The sequence below is a fragment of the Bacillus sp. EA-CB0995 genome, from assembly GCF_055814245.1.
Map to the genome: position 1 here is coordinate 3,012,548 of NZ_CP169269.1, position 21,833 is coordinate 3,034,380.

General features: G+C 33.7%; 19 protein-coding genes and 3 pseudogenes. 11 read left to right on the forward strand and 11 right to left on the reverse strand.

The window, feature by feature from the left end:
* Positions 1-192: 192 nt before the first annotated feature.
* A complete protein-coding gene (gene rsgA / locus ACEWFJ_RS15605) occupies positions 193-1,245 on the reverse strand; it encodes a ribosome small subunit-dependent GTPase A (protein WP_473689155.1) in 1,053 nt (350 codons plus the stop codon).
* Between the two features lie 312 nt (positions 1,246-1,557).
* On the opposite strand from rsgA, the gene ACEWFJ_RS15610 reads away from it, so the two are divergent.
* The 3 genes and pseudogenes from ACEWFJ_RS15610 to ACEWFJ_RS15620 form a co-directional block, all read left to right on the forward strand.
* Positions 1,558-1,905, forward strand: coding sequence for a DUF4257 domain-containing protein (locus ACEWFJ_RS15610; protein WP_098310449.1), 348 nt, complete (start codon positions 1,558-1,560; stop codon positions 1,903-1,905).
* Between the two features lie 84 nt (positions 1,906-1,989).
* The gene (locus ACEWFJ_RS15615) at positions 1,990-2,214 is read left to right on the forward strand and encodes a hypothetical protein (RefSeq protein ID WP_253629316.1); all 225 of its coding nucleotides are present in this window, start codon (positions 1,990-1,992) and stop codon (positions 2,212-2,214) included.
* Positions 2,215-2,375: 161 nt separating this feature from the next.
* Positions 2,376-2,558: pseudogene (locus tag ACEWFJ_RS15620) on the forward strand (ArsR/SmtB family transcription factor); the annotation flags it as partial.
* A gap of 134 nt (positions 2,559-2,692) precedes the next feature.
* Here the strand turns inward: ACEWFJ_RS15620 and ACEWFJ_RS15625 are convergent.
* A complete protein-coding gene (locus ACEWFJ_RS15625) occupies positions 2,693-3,859 on the reverse strand; it encodes a transglutaminase domain-containing protein (protein WP_473689156.1) in 1,167 nt (388 codons plus the stop codon).
* A 257-nt stretch (positions 3,860-4,116) separates the two neighbouring features.
* A complete protein-coding gene (locus ACEWFJ_RS15630; protein WP_473689157.1) occupies positions 4,117-4,890 on the reverse strand; it encodes a YwqG family protein in 774 nt (257 codons plus the stop codon).
* Positions 4,891-5,139: 249 nt separating this feature from the next.
* Here ACEWFJ_RS15630 and ACEWFJ_RS15635 point away from each other — a divergent pair, with 249 nt between their 5' ends.
* Together ACEWFJ_RS15635 and ACEWFJ_RS15640 are read left to right on the forward strand one after the other, a co-directional pair.
* A complete protein-coding gene (locus ACEWFJ_RS15635; RefSeq protein ID WP_473689158.1) occupies positions 5,140-5,295 on the forward strand; it encodes a YjcZ family sporulation protein in 156 nt (51 codons plus the stop codon).
* Between the two features lie 254 nt (positions 5,296-5,549).
* A complete protein-coding gene (locus ACEWFJ_RS15640) occupies positions 5,550-6,518 on the forward strand; it encodes a patatin-like phospholipase family protein (RefSeq protein WP_473689159.1) in 969 nt (322 codons plus the stop codon).
* A gap of 32 nt (positions 6,519-6,550) precedes the next feature.
* On the opposite strand, the gene ACEWFJ_RS15645 is transcribed toward ACEWFJ_RS15640, so the two are convergent.
* The 3 genes from ACEWFJ_RS15645 to ACEWFJ_RS15655 all read right to left on the reverse strand — a co-directional run bounded on the left by ACEWFJ_RS15645 (position 6,551) and on the right by ACEWFJ_RS15655 (position 9,186).
* A complete protein-coding gene (locus ACEWFJ_RS15645) occupies positions 6,551-7,261 on the reverse strand; it encodes a class I SAM-dependent methyltransferase (protein ID WP_473689160.1) in 711 nt (236 codons plus the stop codon).
* Between the two features lie 272 nt (positions 7,262-7,533).
* Positions 7,534-7,701 (reverse strand): DUF3933 family protein, encoded by a 168-nt coding sequence (locus ACEWFJ_RS15650; protein WP_230576292.1) that lies wholly within the window; start codon positions 7,699-7,701, stop codon positions 7,534-7,536.
* 33 nt (positions 7,702-7,734) lie between these two features.
* Complete coding sequence (locus ACEWFJ_RS15655) at positions 7,735-9,186, reverse strand: aminotransferase-like domain-containing protein (protein ID WP_473689161.1); 1,452 nt, start codon at positions 9,184-9,186, stop codon at positions 7,735-7,737.
* A 253-nt stretch (positions 9,187-9,439) separates the two neighbouring features.
* On the opposite strand from ACEWFJ_RS15655, the gene ACEWFJ_RS15660 reads away from it, so the two are divergent.
* Entirely contained in the window at positions 9,440-10,054 is a 615-nt protein-coding gene (locus ACEWFJ_RS15660) for a LysE/ArgO family amino acid transporter (RefSeq protein ID WP_473689162.1), read from the forward strand.
* A gap of 81 nt (positions 10,055-10,135) precedes the next feature.
* A complete protein-coding gene (locus tag ACEWFJ_RS15665; RefSeq protein WP_473689163.1) occupies positions 10,136-11,104 on the forward strand; it encodes a DMT family transporter in 969 nt (322 codons plus the stop codon).
* 161 nt (positions 11,105-11,265) lie between these two features.
* Here ACEWFJ_RS15665 and ACEWFJ_RS15670 read toward each other — a convergent pair whose 3' ends face one another.
* The 4 genes and pseudogenes from ACEWFJ_RS15670 to ACEWFJ_RS15685 all read right to left on the reverse strand — a co-directional run bounded on the left by ACEWFJ_RS15670 (position 11,266) and on the right by ACEWFJ_RS15685 (position 15,595).
* Positions 11,266-11,943, reverse strand: a complete 678-nt coding sequence (locus tag ACEWFJ_RS15670) for an MgtC/SapB family protein (RefSeq protein ID WP_098310438.1) — start codon at positions 11,941-11,943, stop codon at positions 11,266-11,268.
* Between the two features lie 437 nt (positions 11,944-12,380).
* Positions 12,381-13,382: pseudogene (locus tag ACEWFJ_RS15675) on the reverse strand (LCP family protein).
* A 425-nt stretch (positions 13,383-13,807) separates the two neighbouring features.
* Positions 13,808-14,640 (reverse strand): annotated as a pseudogene (locus ACEWFJ_RS15680) (YitT family protein).
* A 58-nt stretch (positions 14,641-14,698) separates the two neighbouring features.
* Complete coding sequence (locus ACEWFJ_RS15685) at positions 14,699-15,595, reverse strand: LysR family transcriptional regulator (protein WP_429719170.1); 897 nt, start codon at positions 15,593-15,595, stop codon at positions 14,699-14,701.
* Between the two features lie 1,046 nt (positions 15,596-16,641).
* On the opposite strand from ACEWFJ_RS15685, the gene ACEWFJ_RS15690 reads away from it, so the two are divergent.
* Positions 16,642-17,406, forward strand: coding sequence for an alpha/beta fold hydrolase (locus ACEWFJ_RS15690; protein ID WP_473689164.1), 765 nt, complete (start codon positions 16,642-16,644; stop codon positions 17,404-17,406).
* 210 nt (positions 17,407-17,616) lie between these two features.
* Here the strand turns inward: ACEWFJ_RS15690 and ACEWFJ_RS15695 are convergent, their stop codons facing one another.
* Positions 17,617-19,071, reverse strand: coding sequence for a flavin monoamine oxidase family protein (locus ACEWFJ_RS15695; RefSeq protein ID WP_473689165.1), 1,455 nt, complete (start codon positions 19,069-19,071; stop codon positions 17,617-17,619).
* A gap of 391 nt (positions 19,072-19,462) precedes the next feature.
* Between ACEWFJ_RS15695 and ACEWFJ_RS15700 the strand changes: the two genes are divergently transcribed.
* The 3 genes from ACEWFJ_RS15700 (at position 19,463) to ACEWFJ_RS15710 (ending at position 21,485) form a co-directional block, all read left to right on the forward strand.
* Positions 19,463-20,311, forward strand: a complete 849-nt coding sequence (locus ACEWFJ_RS15700; RefSeq protein ID WP_473689166.1) for a VOC family protein — start codon at positions 19,463-19,465, stop codon at positions 20,309-20,311.
* A gap of 41 nt (positions 20,312-20,352) precedes the next feature.
* Positions 20,353-21,018, forward strand: a complete 666-nt coding sequence (locus ACEWFJ_RS15705; protein WP_473689167.1) for a nitroreductase family protein — start codon at positions 20,353-20,355, stop codon at positions 21,016-21,018.
* Between the two features lie 152 nt (positions 21,019-21,170).
* Entirely contained in the window at positions 21,171-21,485 is a 315-nt protein-coding gene (locus ACEWFJ_RS15710; protein ID WP_473689168.1) for a LysR family transcriptional regulator substrate-binding protein, read from the forward strand.
* The last annotated feature ends 348 nt before the right edge of the window (positions 21,486-21,833 follow it).

Here is a 21,833-nt window from a genome sequence, read left to right on the forward strand (position 1 = left end):
ATTTCATCGTAACTAAAACAAAAAGTGCGTGGATTACTTTTCCCACGCACTTTTTCATTACACTTTAAATCGGCTCAATTAACACTTGTAATTTCCAGCTATTTTGATAGTGTTCCAGCTGCTAAACCAAATTCCTCCATAGAGGCTAATTGTTCTTCAACCGATGCATCTACGCCTTTGGAGTTTTATTTTTTATTTCTTCTGCCTCATTTGCTTCGTTGTCTTTTTCCATTTTTCGCGCTCTGTACGAGCCAAAAGAGCATCTTGTTTTCTCATCGCATAAGCAATTTCTTTTTGCAACTTTTTATAATTGAAAAGTCGCGCTTCTTCTAATGTTCCCTCATTAATAGCAATGCGAATTGCACAACCTGGTTCATTCTCATGTTGGCAATCACGAAAACGACATTTTTTCGCAGCTTCTTCGATGTCAGAAAAGGTTGCGTGCATCGCCCCGCTTCCTTCCCAAAGCTGCAATTCCCTCATTCCTGGTGTATCAATAACAAGTGCACCAGTTGGTAATTGGAACAATTCTCGGTGCGTTGTCGTATGTTTTCCTTTACTATCGCTCTCACGAATTCCACCTGTTTTCGCCACTTCATTTCCCATTAAAGCATTTAATAATGTGGACTTTCCTGCTCCGGAAGAACCAACAAGCGCAATTGTTTTTCCTGGTTGTAAAAACTGTTGTAACGTCTCTATTCCGGTTTGTTGCAGACTATCAACTGCAAAAATAGGTGTACCAATTGCAACGCCCTCTGTTTCCATCACCTTTTGCTGTATATCTGTACATAAATCACTCTTTGTCAAAATAACAACAGGTGTTGCTCCGCTCTCATATGCTAACAATAAATAACGTTCAATTCGTCTCGCATTAAAATCAGCATTTAAAGCATTAACTAAAAACAGATAATCCACATTCGCTGCTACAATTTGTTCCTCCGTTTTCTCTCCAGCTACCTTTCTAGAAAAAGAACTTTTTCTTGTAAGCACAGTATGAATAATCGCTTTCTTTTCTTCTGGCAATTTTGTTACACTTACCCAATCACCAACTGCAGGATAATCGCCTTTCTCACTTGCTTCATAGCGAAATTTCCCTGCTAACTCAGCTACGTATTCACCATCTTCACATATAATCCGATACATATGTTTATGCTCTAACAAAACACGTCCTACTTCACATTCTTCCAATAGTTGGTCTTCAAAATATAAGTCCCATCCAAATGTTACTAAATGATTACGATTCAAATTCGTATCCTCCCTAAAATGTATAATGCGGAAGGATATAGCGATTCTTTACAAAGCGCCGCCCATTCCTTCCTTATTTCCATTAGCTGTATAAAGCTTATAAACAATCGCCATAATACATCACTCCGTTCTCGTTAGATTTAATTTTATTATATGAAATTTCAATTTAAATATCTACCATTTATGACAGAATTTTCGGTATAATAAAAGTACCCACCCTAAACCAATTTTCTCAATATATGGTATATAAAGTCCTAAAAGGAGTTTCTGTAATATAAACAGAATTGTATTTAACTAAAAGGAGTGGATCTGATGGATATGTATTCGTGGCTAACAGCTCTTCTCGTTGGTGGAATTACCGGTTTTGTTGCCCATCTTATCAATCATCAAGGCAAATTGTTGCTTCCACGCCGATTAAAAACATTTTTCCATCTTGGTTTTTTTGCTGACATCATTACTGGTAGTCTTGCTGCACTATTGGGCCTTGTTTTATTTGATGCGACAACAACTAAAGAAATTATTAAAGTTGCAATCGTTACTGCAATTTCTGGTCAAACATTTTTACTCCACCAAGCACTTGGAGGAGAACAGGCAAAGAATATGCAAATAAATAAAGCAAATGAAAAAATACAAGAAATTGACAAATTATTAAACCGTTAATATGTACTATAACTAAGGAATTGTTGATATAATGAAAAATAAAATTCTGAATTGAAGTGTCTGTCAGAAGAGAGGGTGTTTCGTATGACAAACAAAAAGATAGAAGATTTCTTAACAGACCCTGAAAAAGAGGAGCTGATAGAAAACTACAAATGTTTACGAGAAGCCCGCACAAAACAAGAAGCAAACTATTTTGGTGAAGCAGTAAACAATTTGTTAGATAAAGCAAAACAACGTATTATTAAAGAAGCTGGTATTAAAGATGAAAATGCTGCAACGATTCACTCAAAGCGAAAAGCACTGTTTTAGTTTATACATGAAAACAGTGCTTTAGTATTTCAGTTTACATAATATAATTATTTTTTATTTAACATATATACTATAAAGCTATTTTTTGCTTTGTTTCATAGTATATATTTCTTCTAATGCCACTTCGTTTAAATGTAAATAGAGAAAAGAAATACAAGCTGGCTGTAAAAATTCCGATTGCCAAATCCACACTATCGCGTCACTTTAAATTATTACGAGAATCTGGTGTTATGTATACAAGAATTGAAGGGACACAACGTTTCATCTCTATTAGAACAGAAGACTTAAACAAAAGATTTCCAGGGTTATTAGACACTATTTTACAAGTAATAGAACCTTATTAATAACACCGTTGTCCCAGTTCTAACAGGCTCTCAATTCATATAATAATATAACTGTAGTAGTCAATAACACTCAAACATTCAAAATATTTTTGCACAAAAAAGAGCATCTTCATTTAGATGCCCTTTCACACAATTTAATACGTAAATGTAATTGTTAACAATGAGGATCCATCTTGCGCTTGATAAGGAGCTACCTGATACGATACTTGCTTTGCTCCTTTTGGCCAAGAAATCTCATTCATTACCTTTTTAACATCTTGCATCGTTTTATCTACTGTTTGATGGTAACAAAGTTCTATCTTTTCTTGTTTAGATGTGAATTTTTGCTGTAATTTTTGCTTTAACTGTTTGTAATCTTCAGCCCCAAATTCTGGTGCTAAATAAACAAGATTTGTATCTTTTAATATTTGTTGATAACTAGAGGATTTCTTATTGCCTGCTTTAATTTTAGTCGTTAACTCATTATAATAGTTTGTATTTGCAACTGGATATTTACTACGATCCCATTGATGATCTTTACTCATTTGCTCATCAGACATATTAAAATAAGAATACATAACACGTCCCTGTTTATCCGGAACTGGATCATCGAATGTCGTATCGAGGTGATACCATTTACCATCAATATTTACAAGATTCCATGCGTGAGACTGACCATTTCCAGTTCCCGTTACAATATGGGATTGAATTCCAGCCTCTTTTAATAGCTGATACGTTAATAGTGCATATCCTTGACAAACCGCCGAATGATTTGCTAATGCATCATATGCGGTATAAGACTGAAGCGATGTGTCATATGAAACATGTTTCACTACATAGTCATGAATGGCTTTTACTTTTTCATTCTCATCCATTCCAGTTGTAATTATTGAATTTACAATTGATTTCGCTTGTTTCATTACGTACTGTGATTGCTCTTTCGTTTCACGATATGAAATATTTAGTGTAAATGAGTAATTTCCTGGTAAACCCCGAATCGAAAACTTTGTGCTGCTTACATTGTATTTTAAGTATTCATCTTTTTCTAACGTTTGATTATAAGCCTGCACCAATGTATCCAAAACTTCTTGTACATTAGCATGTTTCGTCTTATATTTAATTGTAATATTTGTTTCACGATTATTTAAATGTTGTTGTAATTCTTGCTGAAATTCTGTAATTAATTTTGCATCATTTACAGAATTAGCCGTATCTCCTACTTGTTTTGTAGCAGCGTATGAGACTGAAGGCATATGAAGCGCTCCGGTTATAATAGATGAGCAAAGTACTATAGTAGATACATATTTTATAGATTTCTTCATTTCATCACATCCTCGTAGTATAAGATAATCTTAAAATAGCTTTCTTCCATACATCAACTATATACGAATTTTCACAAAAAAGAAAATCCGATTTTTTACATTTACAAATCGCATTAAAGTTAAAAAAATGACTTACACATGACGTAATTCAAACGACGATGAACTACCTTCTTATACAAATAAATAATCGCTGAACAACTCGATCCAATTATAAAAGCAGCTTCCGTTATATACACGTGAAACTGCCTTTTTTTACTTTATAAACTTTGCAAAATACAGCAAGCTTTATCAAAACGTCGCCGCTTTATATCTTCATTCGCAATACAGAAATATAACATTCCCATATCACCCCACATCATGTTCAAATGTTCCTCGTCAGAATCTACTTGAAATAATAATGTTATCTCGCTATGATGCAAACCTATATATTCCTGTGCTTCTTCCAACACTTCTGTTTGAACTGAAAACGGTGTACCGAAAACTTGATGATTGTCATAGCAATCAGGGATTAATTCCTCTAACAATTGTAAGAAACGATCTGAATCATTTTCGTCCTCAATAAACAAATCTGGAAGTTTTTGTGCTATTTCAAATGTAACCCTACATTGAGAATATTGCCCCTTCACTTGATTCGTTTTTTGTACATCATCTATTTCTCCTTCATAATATAAAACACGCCAGCCTTCTTTTACGTTTGAATTTCCATATACCTCACAAAAGGCTTCCTGCTCATCATCAGCAAAATAGAAAAAATACAACATACCACTTTGAGGAAAATCATTCTTCATACCTACAGCTTGAAGTTCAGCTAAATTAAACTGTGCAACAAAATGAAGAGGATGCCCTTTATATGTAGGATAGGCTAACGTTGCTGGTAGATCGGGATATCCTCCCATTTTTGAACAACCTACTGGTAATACCGCTTCTTGTTTTGGTACTACTTTTATACATTCAAATACTGTAGCCAACAACTCATCTTTTATATGAGTCAATTGATATTTTTCGATTAATTCTTCAATATGTTTTGTCATAAAAACTCCTTATTCAACATGATTTCCTACATCATATCACAAAATTTGCTAGTGTTTCTTTCACATTTTTCTTTATTCATATCTATACCCATTATGAAAAAAAGGCTTGTTCGTCATAATCGAAACGCTTCCCTATTACATAATATACAGTGTTCCTACAAACATGCAATTTCATCATCCCTTGTAGTACATCCTCATAAATTTCACTTTGTTCACCCCTAAATTTTTCATATTAAGGAGGAAATGAATATGGGTTACGGATACGGATATGGTCCCGGTTGTGGAGGATTCGGATACGGATACGGTTGTGGAGGATGCGGATACGGCGGTTTTGCTTTATTAATCGTTTTATTTATCCTTCTTATCATCATTGGAGCTAGTTGCACCGGCGGCTTTCTCTTCTAAGTAAACTTTAACAACTATTGTAAAAAAGCACGCACTTGCCGTGCTTTTTTGCTGTTTATTTCATATAAAAAAATAAAGTGAAACTTCCATCAGTGGGGGTTTTCTTCATCCCACACTGATGGTTAGTTGAACCAATCGGGCTTTTACGGGCAGTTATCCCCCACCTATCTTCTTCGCTCTTCTCTGAATCTTAAGGTGGGGGGCTTACTGCCCGTTAATGCGGGATAAATAATAAATCGAAAGGAATTGTTTTCATGAAAATAGATGGTGTCTTTGAAGGAGGCGGAGTTCGAGGGATTGCACATGTTGGAGCAATCTGTGCGTTAGAAAAGCATAATTATGAATGGGAGCGAGTCGCTGGTACATCAGCAGGTGCTATTATTGCAGCACTTCTCGCCTGCGGCTATACAGGAAAAGAATTAAAAACAATTATAAATGGTGCTGATTATACAAATTTCATTACAAAAACATGCATAGATAAAATCCCTATTATCGGAAAAGGAATAAATGTATGGGTTAAAATGGGGATATATAAAAATGATTTTATAGAACAATGGTTAGAAGATTTATTATCTAAAAAAGAGGTGCATTGTTTTAGTGACTTACCTAACCCTGAAGGCTTAAAAATCATCGCTTCCGATATTAGTAATGGTAAAATGGTCGTTTTCCCTGATGACTTACTGCATTATGGATTTCCTAACAAAAAATTTTCTATTGCAAAAGCAGTGAGAATGAGTGCTACAATCCCTTTCTTTTTTCAGCCTGTTAAATGGAAAACTCCTAAATGGAAGCAGCCTTGCTATATAGTCGACGGAGGTATTCTCAGCAATTATCCGATATGGATTTTTGACTCACCAAACATTCCCCGCTGGCCTACCTTTGGATTTCATTTTGTAAAAGACGAGATTCAAGCTGAACCCGTTCATTATGAAGAACCTATTTCGATGTTTAAAGGGCTATTTAAAACAATGATGCAAGCCCACGATTTACGCTATCTCAATACAGAAGCAAGAGCACGTACTATTAAAATACCTACCGGAAATATTACTAGTACCAACTTCAATTTAAGTGTTGAAGAGAAAGAATGGCTCTATCACTCTGGTTATCAAGCTGCTGAAAAATTTCTACACTCTTGGAACTTTACTCAATATATAAACCAATATCGAACTGGATCTCCATCTAGTACTACAAGTAGCCGAACCACTAATTTCGACAAACAATAAAGTGAAATTGCCAGTTAGCGTGGCAAAGAGCTTCATACATTTCCAAATTTTTTTCTTACACAAAAAGTAATTGCATTTGTCCTTAATAACACGTGCTTCTCCTCCCTTGCAATCCTATACTCTAGGGGCTTTACTACTACGCATAATTCTTCCCATCCTATATATATCTTACGCAACGTATAAAGGATTTCTTCTGTTGCCAAATTTACTTCAAATAAAGGATCCAACTTTACATTCGTGTTCATATCGATTTCTTCCACACCGGAATTCATCACAATATAATTAATCCCTTTATCTTTCGTTCCTGTTTTCATATTGTGTAATACATTCTGAAGTTCACTCTTGGAAGGAACATGTTCTAAACTAGATACTGCCACAATATAGTCATATTCATTTGCAGTAATTTGATAATGTTCAATATTACTCTCTACAGTTTGAATACGATCTGCAACACCAAAATCATAACTATACTGCTTCAATCGACACAATGCTGAGGAAAGCAGATCTACACATACTACTTTCCCTGTTTTTATTCTTTGAGCAATTGGCATACTGTTTCTACCAACCCCACAACCTAAATCTAATACAGTAATGCATTGTTGTTCTTGGAACAAACTCATCATTTCAATAACACCCGAAACTGGCCTCTGTAACCATGATCCTTCTTCAAATAACTTATGATTAGCATAAAAATGTTCATGATACTGTTTTTCTTTCTGTCTTATATATTGGATTCGATTCATTTCTCGTTTCATCTCCTCTACTATGCAATACGCATATACATTCTCACATTGGTATGTAATTCCCTCTCTAAATCAAAATTCACTCCAAGAAAAGAAACACCTGTATCTCAAATGAATCTTTCATCACAATGGAAATTTTACGAGCAGTTATTCTCCATCTATCTTCTTTATTCTCTCCAAATTTTGAAGTAGTGGTCTTGCTGCCCGAGAAATAACTGGATAAGTCATTTCTCAAGTGTAAAAAGACGGTAGCCATTATGACTACCGTCTTTTTACGGATATTGTAATCCTTCTGCTTCTTCCTCTGTAATAACAATATAGCGTTCTCCAGTCCTTAATCCTAACAGTTCTGCTTTTTCAATTGCTTCTTTCTTTGTTTCTGCATAAGCAGCTAAATATTTTGTTTCATTTATAATTTGGCAAATTACATAGCGTTTCATTTTCATTCTCCTTCTATAATTAATCTTTCATATTCATTGTTTTATTTCTTGTATAATTCGTGCAAGTTTCTCAATTCCTCTTTCAATATCGTATAATGATGCATATGAGTATGAAATTCGTAAATATTGATCAGAATTTCGATCATACAAATTCCCTGGATTAAGCAGAATTCCTGCTTTTAAAGCTTTATGAAACAACTCCTGCATAGAAAATGCGGGGATTATATGCAGCCATATGTAAAAACCACCTTTTGGTATATTCCACGTTGCAATATATGAAAAATGCTTTTCCAACGCTTGTAATGCAACATCTCTGCGTGTTTGCAATTCTCTTCGAATATAACTTAAATGTTCTTCATACAATCCACTTAAAAACCAATGGGCAGCAACTTGTTGTGACAAAGAACTAGATCCATAATCTGTCTGCATCTTTATATCTGCTAATCGTTCAATCACCGGCTCTGGTCCTACAATCCAGCCGATTCTTAGCCCAGGACTAATTGTCTTAGACATACTTCCTATATAAAGAACATTCCCACTTCTATCATATGCTTTCAATGGTTTCAGAGGTGGAGAGTCAATCCACAAATCTTGATACACACCATCTTCTATTATAGGCAACCCAATCTCATTACAAGTTTCCATAAGAACTTGTCTTCGCACTTGATCCATTAAAATACCAGTTGGATTATGAAATGAAGGAATCGTATAAAGAAGTGAGCCATGGAATTGTTTTTTATATTTTGAAACAAGCGTTGGTTGTACACCATTTTGATCCATCGGAATCCCAATTAGCCGCATTCCTGCAGACTGAAAGGTATTAAGAGAAAATAAATAAGAAGGCTTTTCTACTAGAATCGTTGCCCCTTTCTGTAATAGTCCCATAGAAATTAACTGCAAAGCCTGTATGCCACCTGATACAACTAAAATAGATGAAGAAGATGCCTGTATGCCTAACGTTTTTAAATACTTTGCTAGCTGTTCACGCAGTAAAATATCTCCTTTCGGTTCTTCATAACCTAAAGGGATGCTCTGTTGCGAAAGTATACTCATAATATGTTGTGTCTTCTCTTGCGGCAAAAGTTCTGACGAAAGTTCACCTGTTCCTAATCGAATCATATTAGAATCAAATTCAGCTCGGTTAATCTCTTGAATCGTTGGTAAATTAGGATAATGAAGTCCTGTCTCAACATACGAATTCCAATCAGGTAGCGCTGAAGAAAATAACAAGTCCCATGTATTGCTTATAACTCTTGTTCCTCGTCTCCCGTTTCCTTCAATTAACCCTTGAGCAACTAACTCATCCAATGCTGTTACAATTGTACTTCGATTCACTCTAAATGCATCGGCAAACGCTCGCTGAGACGGTAATTTTGTTCCTATTGTCCACTCCCCATTGACAATTTTCGTTTTTATATATTCTTCAATTTGTTTATATAAGGGAATAGGAGAAGATATATTTGGCTTCCATTCAAACCATTCCATTAAATCACTCCAACTAGCTTTTTATACTTTTAGTATATACTTTGGTTGGTTCATCATCCAACCATATGGATGGATACAATTGATATTTTCATTTATATAATAAAGTGAAACTTCCATCAGTGGGGGAGTTTCTTCATCCCCACTGATGGTTAGTTGAACCAATCGGGCTTTTACGAGCAATGTTCTCTGCTTCCTTTAAATTTTTACATAGGAATGCGGGATACAATTATAATTCTATATAGGAGGAGATGAAATGAGTGAAGCAATACTTCACGGAATTGTTCTTGCATTTGGACTTATTATACCTTTAGGTGTACAAAATGTGTTTGTTTTTAATCAAGGTGCCAGTCAATCTACCTTATTGAAAGCTGCACCGGTTGTTATAACAGCGGCAATCTGTGATACTATTTTAATCTTATTTGCTGTGCAGGGTGTATCTCTTATGCTATTAACATTTTCATGGTTAACAACTATACTCTATATAATAGGATTTTTCTTTCTTCTTTACATGGGCTGGGCGATATGGAAAAGTGAACCTACTGTTTCCAAAAATGAAGTACAAACGATGACAATCAAAAAGCAAATTATATTCGCAGCTTCTGTCTCTTTATTAAATCCACATGCTATTTTAGATACGATTGGAGTAATTGGAACAAATTCTATTCAATACATAGGTACTGAAAAATGGGCATTTACCTTTGCAACAATTTTTGTTTCTTGGATATGGTTTATAGGATTGGCCATCGCTGGACGAATGCTAGGAAAAGTTGATTCATCTGGAACAAAAATCAAGCTATTAAATAAAATTTCTGGTGTTATTATTTGGGGAGTTGCGTTTTATATGTTAGCAAAGCTCTTTATAAAGTGAAACAGCCGTTTGTATTGTTGGAAAAAAATCTGTTAAATCTAGAAGAGTTACTGAATCAATAGATGAATTGAGGTGAACGGATTGCGTCCCATTTTTTTAGGTGTTTGTGCAGCATTCTTTTTTGCTTTTACATTTGTTCTGAACCGGGCTATGGAATTATCCGGTGGAAGTTGGATCTGGAGTGCGTCACTTCGATATTTCTTTATGGTTCCGTTGCTTTTGCTTATTGTTATAAGTAGAAAAAATTTACGCCCTCTTCTAAGCATCATGAAAGAACAGCCAAAAACATGGATTTTATGGAGCTTTGTAGGATTTGGATTATTTTATGCTCCTCTTTGCTTTGCCGCAACATATGCACCAGGTTGGCTAACTGCTGGGACATGGCAAATTACGATTATTTCAGGTTCATTACTTGCACCATTATTTTCAGAAACGATTGAAACAGCAAATGGTCAAATAAAAGTCAGAGGTACCATACCATTTAAAGGTCTTGCGATGTCACTCATTATTCTTTTTGGTATCACTCTTATGCTTATAGAACAAGCAAATCACCTTTCTTTAAAAAATGTATTATTAGGTGTGCTCCCTGTAATAATAGCTTCATTTGCTTATCCACTTGGCAATCGTAAAATGATGGATGTATGTAGAGGGCGTTTAGATGCATATCAACGTGTATTAGGTATGACATTAGCTAGTTTACCATTTTGGATTTTGCTATCAATCTATGGATTCATTACTGTTGGTATGCCTAGCAAAGAACAGACAATTCAATCTAGTTTGGTTGCCATTTGCTCTGGAGTAATCGCAACTGTACTCTTCTTCTACGCAACTGATATGGTAAGGAACAATATGCAAAAATTAGCTGCTGTCGAAGCAACTCAGTCTATGGAAGTACTATTTACAGTAGCTGGAGAATTAATTTTATTAGCATCTCCATTCCCTTCTGCTTTATCTTGGTGCAGCATGTTTCTTATCATGCTTGGTATGATTTTACACAGCTATATTTCACAAAAAAGAAAACCTGTTCATAATCGAGAAATTAGCGCTTAAAATTTACAATCTCTATGTAAAAAGCCATGATAACATTACCTTATAGGATGTTGTCATGGCTTTATTTTTTCATTTTAAAAGTGGGCCGAATTACCTATATACATCTGTTGTTTATACAGAATATGATGTTCAAATTCTTGAGATTTTATAATACTACTAACTTATCTACTTTCAACTTCCACTGAAACACTTTGTTTCATCTCTTTTAAAGAGGTATATAAATCAGTTGTATATAACTTTTCAGGAGCTGATATCATCATTTCTAATTGTTGATAACCGCTATCTATATCTTTAATTTTCACACGTTTGACTTGCAAATTTAGATGCTTAATTTGTGTAAAAATTTGATTTAGCTCTTGATGCTTATTAACAACTATTTTTACTGATAAATCCCTTTGCCTCAAAGAATAAGGTCCTGCTAATTTAATAAGATATGGAAATACATTAATTGCCAAAATAATTAAGACCATTGCCACAGCTGCTTCTGAATAAAAACCTGCGCCAATCGCAATTCCTAAGCCTGATGCCGCCCAAACCATAGAAGCAGTTGTTAATCCAGAAATCACATCATTATTTCTCCGTAAAATAACACCTGCACCGAGGAAACCAACTCCACTAACAATTTGTGCTGCAAGGCGCATAGGATCCATATTCGTATGCCCTGGTGATGAATATACATTTACTGATTCAATAGACACAATTGTAATTAAACAACTTGCTACTGAAATTACCATACTCGTTTTCACACCAAGTGGTTTATTCTTCAGCTGTCTATCAATTCCAATTAACAGTCCAAAAAAGAGTGCTAGACCTAGTTTGAGTAAAAATTCAAATGTCATATTCATTTCTCCTTATTCATTTAGTATTAAAGTTTTACTGTTTTAAATTCTTTTTTAGGGTGAAAGAGTAACCATAACTGTTTTATACTTTCAATACTAGTCCTTGATCTTCCTTTTTTAATTATTTTCTCAATTTTATTCGTAAACCTTGTTTCTTCTTACATTATTTAGAAATACCCTTTTATAGTTAACTATCAAGCAAACGTTTCATTAAAATATCCTTACCCTTTTTTTCAAAAATGAATCTATCGAACTTTTTTACTGGTGGAGTTAAATAAAGGGGAACTTCCATCAGTGGGGTTTTCTCCATCCCCCACCTAGCTTCTTCGCTTTCTCTTAATCTTGAGGTGGGGGGCTTACTGCCCTTTAGTGCGGGATAACTTCCATTCAAAAATGGTGCATAGAAAAAGGTTGGCTTTTCGCCAACCTTTTTCTATTTATTTAGATACTGACTTTTCCATAATACCAAGATGTTCATTCAATTTCTTTGATATTTCTTTTACATTCTGTTCATTTGGTTGGTAATAATAAATACCATTAATACGTTTGTCTGTACCCTGTACTTGCATTTTTTCAATGTTTAAGTCTGTCCCTGCCATGTTTTTCGCAATCGCTAGCATGTCATCAAATGTTAAGTTTGTTTTTAAATTTTTATCAACTGCATCTAATAATGAGCTCAACTTTGTGATCGATTTAACTGATAATGCTTTTTTTGCAATTGCTTCGATTACAAGTTGCTGTCTTTGACCACGCATTGCATCGCTATCGATTTTACGTGTTCTCGCTAACGCAAGCGCCTGTTCTCCATTTAAATGTTGATAACCTTTTTCAAGGTGGATTGCACCTGCTTGGTCTTTACTGTCTTGTTCTGTGAAGGTAACTGGCACATCAATATCAATACCGCCCAGTGAATCTACTATTTTAATAAAAGATTCAAAATTAAATTTCACATAATAATCAACAGGTACATTTAAAAAGTGTTCAACCGTATCACGTGTACTTTCCACCCCACCAAATACGTGCGCATGTGTAATTTTATCTAATTTTTTCGTGATGGAATATATACACGCGAATCGCGTGGGATGCTTACTAACTTTACTGATTTATCATCTTTGTTAATCGTTGCCAATAACAAAGCATCAGTGCGAACAGCTTCACCATATTGTTTCTTTCTTTGTTCGCTTTCATCTACTCCCATAATTAAAATAGAAATATTATCTTTTAAAGGTGCCACCTCTTTATCACGTTTACTAGACTTATTTATTTCTGCATAAGAATTACTTGCAACCGCTTTTGCTTTACTATATATAAATGAACTGTAACTTATTCCACCAATAATAAGAAGTAAAAAGGAATTGTCAGAAACCATAAAAAGCCTCTTTTTTGGAGCGCATCTTTTTCTTTTCACTTCTACTCGTTGCTTCTATTTCTTCTGTCATTTCGATTCTCCTTTCAAAACATTCCCTTTTACTAGTTTAATTGAAATGCAGCATTCTTTGTATCGAATTACATTTCATTCACCTTACATTTTTGTAAGGATTTTTAAGTATTAATAATAGCTACTACATAAAAAGTAACATCAATTTGTTACAACCTACTAAGAACTTAATCTAAAAATGAATATTTTGGGGGATTTTTCAAATAATTTTTTCTTATTTGGCATTATTTCCAACAATCTTTATAGAATTATTTCATTCTTAGAACTACGGTAATTTCTTAATACACAAACAGAAAATACTGCACCATTTACATAACTATAAGCCTTCAAACTATCTCCACTTCCATATTGTCAAATTTAAATAAGAATCTCATTTAAATATTGAAATAAAAAATCTGGCCCTCAAATATTTGAAGACCAGATTTTTTAACTCGCTTTAAAGCCACCACCTAATACATCACGTACATCATGAATAACAACAAATGCATTTTCATCTTTTCTACTCACGACTTGTTTTAATTGAACGAGTTCTTGTTTATTGATAACAATATATAATACTTCCTTATTATTTCCTGTGTAACCGCCTCGTCCTTCTAATACTGTTACACCACGCGTCATGTGCTGCATAATGGACTCTCGAATAACATCTGGATAGTTTGAAATAATTGTCACAGCTGTTCTTGTATCCATTCCTTCTACAATAAAATCAATGACCTTCGCACCAATAAAGACCGCTACAAGTGTATACATCGCTTTCTCCTGTCCGATAATAAACACTGAGCCGGCAATAACAACGATATCAATAATTAATACACCTTTCCCGACGCTCCAGCCTAAATATTGATTTGCTAACCTAGCTATGATAGCCGAACCACCCGATGTGCCACCTGCTCGAAACATAAATCCTAAGCCAACCCCAACAAAACTCCCTGCAAAAAGAGCTGCTAATAATGTATCGTTATTTACTGGAGTTGCAACGCCTTCTGTGATATATAAAAAGAAAGATGTAGATATAATACCAAGAATTGTATACACCATCGTTTTCTTATCAAAAAATTTATAACCGATTGCAAGTAAAATGACATTCATTATAAGGTTTACAAGACCAGGAGACCAGTCAAACAAATAGTAGGTAATAACAGTAAGACCGATAATCCCCCTTCTGATAATCGATTTGGAATAGCAAAAAAGTTAATCCCAATCGCAAATAATAATGATCCAACTATAACAAGTAAAATCTCTTTCATACGTTCATTCATTACATTTTCCTCCTATCTATGCCTTTACATGTATGTTATAATTCAACATCTTAGGAAACTAAGTTGTCGCTCTCCATTTCTCTGCATGTTTTTCTATCATTTCAATTAATTTTTTCATCGCCGGAGTCAACCATTTATTTTTATGGTATGCCAGTTCAGTTGTAACAAAATCCTCACTGTATACCCATGGAAGAGCGATTAACTTGCCACGCTCAATTTCCTCCTTAACCGTAATAAGCGGTAAATACGATAACCCTAATCCGCACATAACGGTTTGTTTAATTGCCTCAATACTCCAAAAGTGAATACTTGAGCAACTAACCCCTTCTTTTTTTATCCATTTTTCTAATAAGTCTCGATAACTTCCCGGCTCTGTAAGCAATAACATTTCTCCTTCTAAATCAGCAGGAGTAACGATTTTTTGTTTTGTTAACGGATGCCCTGGCGGAGCAACAAGCACAACTGTTTCTCGAACAAGGGAATGAGTGACAATATCTACACCAAGCTTTTCCGGATTTGTAAATAAAGCAAAATCAAATTTACCTGACTTTAACTCATTATGTAACTCCTGGCTCTCTGATGGCTGTAAAATGATATGAACTTGCGGATATTTCTTTTTGAATTCATATAAAATCACAGGTAATCGATATATCATTAAAGACTCGTTTGCCCCAATACGTATCGTTCCTGATGGTTTACCGTTCATTTGAGATGATTCCAACGCCTCATTAGATAATTCTAATATTTTTTGCGCATAAGAAAGCATGTGCTCTCCTACTTCAGTTAAAATCACCTTTTTACCAAGACGATCAAACAAAGGGCTTCCAACTTCTTCTTCTAAAGATTGAATATGATTGGTGATTGTTGATTGTGTATATCCGAGCCATTCGCCAGCCCGTGTAAATCCACCGCTTTCTGCTACAATAATAAAAGTTTTCAAATGACGTAACTCCATAATGCCACCTCCTGTTGTACAATCGTTATTTCATCTTTAATAGCATAAATTACGGTTTATATTATAAAGGTTACATATACTTTTCTAACATCAATTTATTGTTATACCTATATTTCCATAATAATAAACATGATGTTACAAAATATACAATGTCAAAAGTAAACATATGTTGTATTCATATGAATTTTTATAAATGACTTCTCTCGGTTATATATAAGATACATACAGTAAAATTTGTCCTGAAACACCTATGAAGCTAACTATTCTCATAGAAATAGTTAGCTTCATGGACAACCTTATATACTTTTAACCATATATACTCGAATCGAAAACGATTGATTCCAAACTTAAGCTGCCAGTTTATATAAATGTCCATTCTCAAATTGTATAACAGCATATAATGAAACTACATAACATTTCCTCTTCACACTCACCTAATCACTATTATATATTTAGAATAAGAATAAATAAAATGAATTATTTTAATAGAAATCATTTAAAAAAATGATGACTGGATCTAATAAAAAAACATTCCATTAAATCGGCATACTTCTCTTCATTATATATTTTTATACGATTTTCTAAAAAACACTGTCCAAATTATACATTAAACATCCCTTACAACTGCTGAGACCCTATCGGAGAGTTATCTTTACAAATCATATAATTATCTAGTATTATTACCTAGTACTTAAAAATGATTAATAAAAGTAATAATACTCAATCTATTAAGCATTCAAAATGAAAAAAAATTAACTCACCAAAACTTAATTTAAATTCATATATAAATAGATTTTATTTTTCGTTATATTAAAAATCGTTCTCACATGTATCCTCAGCACTGAGGAGCAGTTCTTATATCGTATTTTCTATCATTATGAATAGCAAAATAGTGCTTGTATACTGTTATATACACTGTATTGCTATACTCGATATTATAAGAATGATAATTAACACTACATCAATTACCTCAGTTCATTGATAATGATAACATTCTAGTAGAACGCATTTTCTTTTTCTAACACAGACTTGAAAGGGGCATACTTTTGCAAACACAACAGGATCATAGTAAAAAAACCATCATATTTATCCATGGGTTAGTTGGAAATCGTCGTGCATTTAAAAAAGAGTATAAACTATTTTCCTCATCTTACAACATCATAACGTATGATTTACTTGGTCATGGTGACGATAAAGGACAAGCAATTGATTTTTCTTTAGATCAATTAGTACAGCAGTTAACAGATCTTTATGAAAAAGAGGGAATCCAGCAAGCACATATTTGTGCTCTAAGCTATGGATGTTATATTGCCACTATATTTGCTCATATGTATCCTGAAAAAGTATTGAGCCTTTGTCATATCGGAGGTCATTATAATAACCCCTCTGTTTTGTTTAATGTCTTCCAAAAGTTTTGGGAGACAAGAAATAATGAATATTCCACTTGGCTTTACCAGTATGCAAATACCATCTTCCCAAGTGGTATAATGAAAGCAAATCCATTTGCAATTGTTTCCAAAAATATTTACTATCGATTTGGATTACAGTTGCACGCATCTATTATTAGAGAGTCACTGCGACATCGTTTAGAATTCGATTTAAAGTCTCGGTTACGAGAACTTACGCAACCGATTCTATGGGTAATGGGAGAATATGATCATCTTTATAAATCTTGTTTATTTGATTTAAAAACTATTCTTCCAAATGTTTCATATAAAGAAATCCCATTGGCTGGTCATGCAGCAAATATATTTCGACCAAATTATTTTTACGATCTGTATTCTCAGTTTTTACTAGACGCATCATCGTAAAACCAATTATTTTTATTAGATAAAGAGAATCGTGTACCATCTTTTTTAATTAAATTGTAAACATAAGATTTAAAATGAATTTATCAACTTAAACTATGTATCAAAAAGGATCTAATTCAATAGAATTAGATCCTTTTCAATATACTTTCCAAAGCCCCTCCTAATCCAATTCATTATAAATTTCCCCCTATCTATTCGAATTTCATATTTTTATTTTGGTAAATCATTGACCTCATATGCAACTCGAATTCCAGATTCAATTGCTCCCTGCATCCAACCATGTGTAACTGTCGTATGCTCCCCAGCAAAATGCACCCTTCCCTCAGATATTTTTATATAAGGGTATAGTTCCAATTCTTGTCCTGGCTCAAAGGCTGTGAAAGCTCCGCAAGAATAAGGGCTTTGACTCCAGCTAAAGGATGCTCCTGAAACGAATTCGGAATAAACTTGATTACCGTATAACTCTACCAAATTCTTTAAAGCATATTGAATACGCTCTTCATTAGATAGGCTGTCCCACGTTAACGCTTCATCCGCCCATGTATAACTGGCTAAAACCACCGCTGCTCCTGTTGTTTGTATACCATAGCTCGGATAGTACGTAAATCGAATTGGCAAATCAGTGATAGATTTACCACCATATTGACCAATTCTTTCCCAAAAACGGCTTTTAAATTCAATCGCGATTTTAGTTGCAGCTATATAGTTAAGCTCACGAATAGCCCTTCTTTTGTAATAAGAAAAAGAATCAAACGGTTCAATTTTCACAAAGCGTAATGCAGAAAAAGGAATAGTTATAATAGCACGATCACCTGTTACCATAAATTGTTCTGAGGTTTTCTCATGAATAGAACGAATCGTAACACTCTCATTTTGCTGAATAATAGCTGTCATTTTTTGATGAAATAGTATATTTTCTTTTAGCTGTGGTAAAAAGGATTGTGGTAATACATCCATGCCACCCGTAATCTCATAAAATTCATTTGTTGATGTAAAAAATATCATCTCTCGCAATACTTCAACCACGGACATCCCCATATACGCTTCCATGTCAAGAAGAATACCAATCATGTCAATTGCACCGTCTGAAAGATAAGAATTTAAAACGAAACCTAATGAATATTTTCTATATTGTTTTTCTATAACAAACCAGTTTTTCACTGGATCTTGTTTTATAAAATTTATAATCGGTTGTAAAACTGAAAGCATTAGCTCTTCAGCTGTTTTTCCTCTTTCGTTTGGCATAACTGGGTATTTTAGAACACTTGGATTTTGTTCAAATATATTGAGACGCGTTTTTATGCCATTTGCATAAATAATATCCAAAGGAGTTCGGTTAATAAAACGATTCGTAGACAATCCAAACTTTTGAATATATGCCGAGGTTAAAGTGTGTACATCTGGAATGCGCATAGACCCTGCATTAAAATATAGTCCATTGTTAAACGGAGATCGTACAGTGTACACTCTCCCTCCTATTCTATTATCTGCCTCCAAAATCGTAACTTTATGCCCAGCTTCCTTTAATAAAGATGCTCCAACTAATCCTGCTAATCCTGCACCAACAATAATGATATGTTTAGGAACTTGTGATTTATGAAGGCCATTTCTAATGATATGAATCATTTGCTCCGTTAATAATTGCTTATTTATATTTTGAGGCATCCTTATTTACTCCTCTTCAAAAGGACTTCATTGCATTATATTCAATGAAAAGGACACCTATGTGCAGTTCTTTTTGTTTAAGATTTCGAAAAAAGGATTAATTCCATTGATAATTTGCTAAATATAAGGACCCTTTACTACAAATGCTAATACCAGAGCCAAATAACACATTTCTCCACAAATTCCCCGCCCTATTTCGTAACAAATAAGCATTTAATACATTTCATAAATACGATTTTTTAGTAATATACTTGACATAACTTAAACACAATTCTATACTTACTTACATAAAGTAATTAAATAATATTTAATGTTTTTTAATACTTTTCGATTGTTCATTCAAACTAATTTACATCACTAAAACTTTATTACGAACAAAGGAGGAACAAAGATGAAATTTCAACATCATCCTTATACTTTTGTAAGTCATGCTCACATATTAATTGAAAATTTAGGACGCTCACTTTCTTTTTATCGAGAAAAATTAGGATTCCAAATACTCGAACAATCAGAAACGAAAGCTGTACTAACAGCAGATGGAAAAACTCCACTTTTAACAATCGAACAACTAGAAAATATATTACCAAAACAACCACGCACAACTGGTTTATATCATTTTGCAATTTTATTACCTCATCGCTCCGATTTAGCAAAGGTATTATATCATCTCATCCAAACGGATTATCCTTTACAAGGGGCCTCTGATCATCTTGTGAGTGAAGCCGTTTATTTAGCAGATCCTGATGGAAATGGAATTGAAATTTATGTAGACCGTCCTTTTGAAACATGGGAGTGGAATGACGGGCAAGTAACAATGACAACTGAGCCTATAGCAAGTGACATTTTATCGGCCGCTAAAGACGAAACCTGGACTGGTCTTCCGAGTGACACAGTAATGGGACATATTCATTTACATGTTGCTGATTTAGGAAAAGCAGAGGAATTTTATTGTGCTGGTCTTGGATTTGATGCTGTAAGTAGATACGGTCACCAAGCATTGTTTATCTCGTCGGGAAAATATCATCATCATATCGGTTTAAATACATGGAATGGTGTTGGGGCACCTTCTCCGGCAGCAAACAGCGTGGGATTAAAACATTTTTCACTTTTATTCCCAGATGAAGAAACACGAACTCAAGCTGTGAAACGTCTCCAAGACATTGGGGCATCAGTAACAGCAACAGATGGAGTTATTGTTACAAAAGATCCTTCAGGTAACCATATTCAATTATGTATTTGAAGAAAGTAATAACTAAAAAATAAAATTTGGTGGTGTATAAAATGAGTTTTTTAAATAAATTATTTGGAAATTCAACTAGTCAAGAAGAAGTAAATCATGCGGAACATACAACAAAAGATTTTTATTCTGCTGTAGCAGATAGACGTTCTATTTATGCAATTAGTAAAGAAACTGTCGTTTCAGACGAACGTATTCAAGAAATTGTAAATCACGCTGTGAAACATACACCTTCTTCTTTCAATTCACAAAGCGCACGAGTAGTCGTATTACTTGGTGAACAACATGATAAACTATGGAACATTACGAGAAACACATTAAAAGAAATCGTTCCTGCTGATCAATTTAGTTCAACAGAAGAAAAAATGACCGCATTTGGAAACGGTTATGGTACAGTATTATTCTTTGAGGACAATAGCGTAATTGAATACTTACAAGAAAACTTTGTCCTATATAAAGATAACTTCCCTGTATGGTCACAACAATCATCAGGTATGCTTCAATTTGTTATCTGGACATCTTTAGAACTTGAAGGGTTCGGTGCAACACTGCAACACTACAACCCTCTTATTGACGATGAAGTAAAAAAAGAATGGGATATTCCAAGCAACTGGCAGTTAATTGCCCAAATGCCATTTGGTAAACCTGTTGCTCCGGCGAATAACAAAGAATTTAAACCAACAGAAGAACGTATTAAGTTCTTTAAATAATCCCCAACAAATAAAAATAGTCTAAGTCACATTACATATTTTGACTTAGACTATTTTTATATTTTTTCATAAACTATAATTTAAGCCTGTATCATTTATTTCGCTCTACTGTTTGCTTATTATTAAAATAAAAAGATGAAATTGTCTTAGGATTGCCGAAAAATCATCCGTTGGTTAACGAAAAAACAATTGATATAAAAGCAATTACTAATATGGACTTTATTATGCCAAAAGGTCCCTATCAATCATTGGTTTTAGAAAATTTATCTGCTCATGGTGTATTCCCAAACATTATATTAGAAGTACTGAATTGTGAAACGATTGTTAACATGGTTTCACAAAATATTGGAATTAGTATGGGCCCTGAACTATTTTTTAAATCTCATACAAGCATTGAAATAAAGAAACTAAAACAAAAAAATACCGTCAAATTAGCCTTGCATTTAATGAAAAAACTCCTATCATAAATGCTTTTTTAGTATGTAATCAGTTATAACAGTATATATGAAACCACAAACAATGTATTTCTGGTTTCATATATACTTACTTTTGTTTCATTTGTTTTGCTAATAATTGTTTTACTTCGTTATATGTTAAACCAGATTTCTTATTCAGCTCTTTCACTTCTTCAATATCAGTGCCAACAACTGTATATTTTTCTCTTTATTCATACTGCACATCCTTTTTAAAATATTAAATATGCGCCACGTTTTTATAAAGTACTATTGATTTTTTTACTAGCCTTAACTCAAGCATTTTGTTTTTGTATTTATTCCCTAAAATTAAATTCATTACTCATTTACTGCCTTTTTAAT